Genomic DNA, 2820 nt, shown 5'->3' with positions numbered 1-2820 from the left:
CGCAGGTCACGAGGGAAGGGAGCGGGAACCGGCAAATCTAGTTGACACCAGGCGGCAAATCTAGTTGACATTCAACAAAACACGTCGGCGCGGAACGCAGCCCGCCGCCTAAATCCATCCAGTCTGACCAATTTGCCCCGTTCCAGAAGCGCTGGTGGAGCCGGTCATCCGTGCCCCGCACAAAACAATCCAAGCGCGAGTCGTTTTGCCAGGTGAAACAATGTTCAATCGGCGGAATACCCGTGGTTCTTTTCACTCCACTGCCGATCATGCCATTGCTTGGAATGCGCCCCAACGGAGCACATTGCGTCGTGACACCCGCCTTGCTCATACACCCCGCATAGTCAAGCGCTCCATCAATGATAGTCCAACCGCCGAGAATATGATCGCGGATTGGTTGATCCACTCCGTGCAGCGAGGTCGAGAAATGCACATGGGGGCCCGTCGCACCGCCTCCACAGCCGCTCTCTGCGGACATCTGTCCCAGTGCTTGACCACGACTCACCGCCTGACCATGCCGCACCTGAATCCCTGAGACATGGTAATACCCTGTCTGCCAACCATCACCGTGGTCAATCACCACTTTATTCGCACAAGGGATGTACGCGATGCCTCCACGTGCGGCACGGATTTCGCCACTTCCACCAGCAAAGTCAACCGCTTCCTTGCGGCTGCCGTGGGATCCTCCGGTGAACGTCCACGTTTCCCCGATGGGCCAAGGCAGACTGAGTTGTGCGCCACCATGCCCGGCCAAGGCGGCGCTTTGCGCAGGCGCGATGATCTGCCGTGAGGGGAGCGCTAAACTCGCTGGTGCCTCCAGCGACCACGTCCGGAACTCTTCGCTACCATGGAATGAAACGACGGGGCCACCCAATCCGGGACGCGTCAGAAACAGATACACCTCGGGTGTGGCATCAGGCACAACCGGTGCGGCAACCGCAACCGTACCGAAGACCCATCCCGCGACTGAGTCCACAGGTTCAATGATCATCTCAGTGCTGGGGGCCTCGCCGCGCATCCTGATCAACGCATGGGTAATCGCCTGATCAAGCTCGCGATCCGTCGTCTGTGTCTGAAATCCCTGCGCAATAGAACCGATTGAGAAGAATAACAGCACAAGAAGGCTACACATGGTGAGCAAGTGCTGCATGTTACGATTCATGGTCGATCTCCCGATCTGCAAGGCACGATTGAAAACGAGGGACTGGATGAGTGACGAAGGGTTCCATCAACCTGGTAGCGCTGCATCAAGGCGCGTGTCTACGTCTATAGCATCTCCTCGACTGTACAGGGGAACACATGAAGACACACAGACAACAAGGGTACATACCTCATCAATGAAGGTGAGGACACTGAGACAATCCTAGCATGTTGCCATTACCAAAACCGATCTCTGTTTGCTATCCTCAGCACGGTTGTCAGCGATACGGATAGACAACCACGATCACCTACCTGCACAACATGGATAAACACCTCCACCGTTGGCGTATTTCGTTGGTGGGCAGGCGTGCATAACGCAACGACAGGGTCGATCCCTTCATTGCCGAGTCGTGGGATGGACACATGGATCGTGGTGAACAAGCGCAGCATGGGTTCGGCGATGGCCCGGGCGGTGGCCCGTTTGGAATTGCCCAATGTCAGCCTGGGAGCGTCCATTGCAGGCCGCGCCGCCGCGCCGTCAGGCCATCGCACATCCAGCGATCATCATCATTGTGGTCAACCATCCACAGCAGGCCATCACCGACGCCGGGAGGAAGTGCGAGAACGTTATGTGAGTTTCGCCGGTAATTCTCATGGTCGTTGATCACCTGCGGGCTGCACCGCGTGCGCGTTCGGGCGACCCACCTGAACCGCAGAGAAGCGGGCCGGTTGCCGCGCAGAACTCCTACGCGACGGAAAACCGTTGAGGTCTCCCTCGCATTGGGATAACCCGTCCCTTCGAGGACAGGGTTCGAACGGAGCTATGAGGCGACAACAGAGCGGGTGGCCGCATGCATGGCCTACGAAGCCGTGCGGCTTTCGCCTCTACCGAGCAGCATCCCCCCATCATACGACCTGCGCCGCGAGCCGCCTGTGTGCGCGGTGACTGCACCGGGCCGCCCGTGCCTGCGCTGCTCGCGCCGGGGCCGAGGTACCGCAGCGCGACAGACGCCAAGACGCAAAGGCACAACGGCGCAACGCAGATCCCGCAACCCTTTGCGCCTTCGCGCCGTGGCGTCACACAAACCAGTCGTATGCGAAACCTACCCCTCGGGCGGCGCAGCGACGGGCGGGCGGGCATCGTCGACCAGCGCCCGCAGCGCGTCGAACAACTCAACCGAGAGCAAGACCGCCGTCGGTTTGCCCTTCTGCGTGATCACCACGGGGCGCTGCTGCTGCGCCGAGCGTCGGATCATCGCCGCCAAGGAACTGGCCGCTTGGGAAACAGGGAGCACGCCGTGCTGCAAGTCAATATCAAACATATGTCGGGTGGAAACGGGCATCGGGTTGGTTCCTTTCGTGCGGTTGGGTGGCCGGGGGCCTGAGAGAACAACGGCATACGCTCATGTGGCGTCATCCTACCACACCCTCGCATCCGTTGCCAAACAAACAGGGGCAAAGGGAGCAACAAATCCGCTGCTATGCCTGTGAGCTAATTCAGTGGGCCACGACGGAAGACCCCGCCTAGCCGCGTTCCCAGCGCCAGCCTCTGAGCGCGGCTGGGACGCGCTAGTTCCTGCGGGCGTAGCCACCGCACACGGACTATTTGGCTTTCCGTAGCCGCACATAGACCACTTTCGCCCCAGGTTCGCCGCGTGCGGCAACGTCCACCAGATCGGA

3 protein-coding genes are annotated in these 2820 nt (G+C 60.0%); 1 reads left to right on the top strand and 2 read right to left on the bottom strand.

All coding sequences use genetic code 11. The features are described from left to right. Positions 1–37: 37 nt before the first annotated feature. On the bottom strand, positions 38–1162 hold the full coding sequence (locus EKD05_RS25305) for a M23 family metallopeptidase (RefSeq protein WP_129678407.1): 1125 nt from the start codon (positions 1160–1162) through the stop codon (positions 38–40). Between the two features lie 472 nt (positions 1163–1634). On the opposite strand from EKD05_RS25305, the gene EKD05_RS26230 reads away from it, so the two are divergent. Further along, on the top strand, positions 1635–1775 hold the full coding sequence (locus EKD05_RS26230; protein ID WP_165360990.1) for a hypothetical protein: 141 nt from the start codon (positions 1635–1637) through the stop codon (positions 1773–1775). 468 nt (positions 1776–2243) lie between these two features. Here the strand turns inward: EKD05_RS26230 and EKD05_RS25300 are convergent, their stop codons facing one another. Continuing rightward, complete coding sequence (locus EKD05_RS25300; protein ID WP_129678404.1) at positions 2244–2483, bottom strand: type II toxin-antitoxin system Phd/YefM family antitoxin; 240 nt, start codon at positions 2481–2483, stop codon at positions 2244–2246. Positions 2484–2820 lie beyond the last annotated feature (337 nt).

Source organism: Candidatus Chloroploca sp. Khr17, assembly GCF_004138165.1.
Lineage (GTDB): Bacteria > Chloroflexota > Chloroflexia > Chloroflexales > Chloroflexaceae > Chloroploca.
Note: the sequence above shows the minus strand (reverse complement) of the source record. Positions and strands in the feature narration are given on the sequence as shown.

What these genes read in the sequence shown, in the direction of transcription:
- EKD05_RS26230 (WP_165360990.1), top strand. Translation starts at nt 1,635, where the DNA reads ATGTCAGCCTGGGAGCGTCCATTGCAGGCCGCGCCGCCGCGCCGTCAG.
- EKD05_RS25300 (WP_129678404.1), bottom strand. Translation starts at nt 2,483, where the DNA reads ATGCCCGTTTCCACCCGACATATGTTTGATATTGACTTGCAGCACGGC.
- EKD05_RS25305 (WP_129678407.1), bottom strand. Translation starts at nt 1,162, where the DNA reads ATGAATCGTAACATGCAGCACTTGCTCACCATGTGTAGCCTTCTTGTG.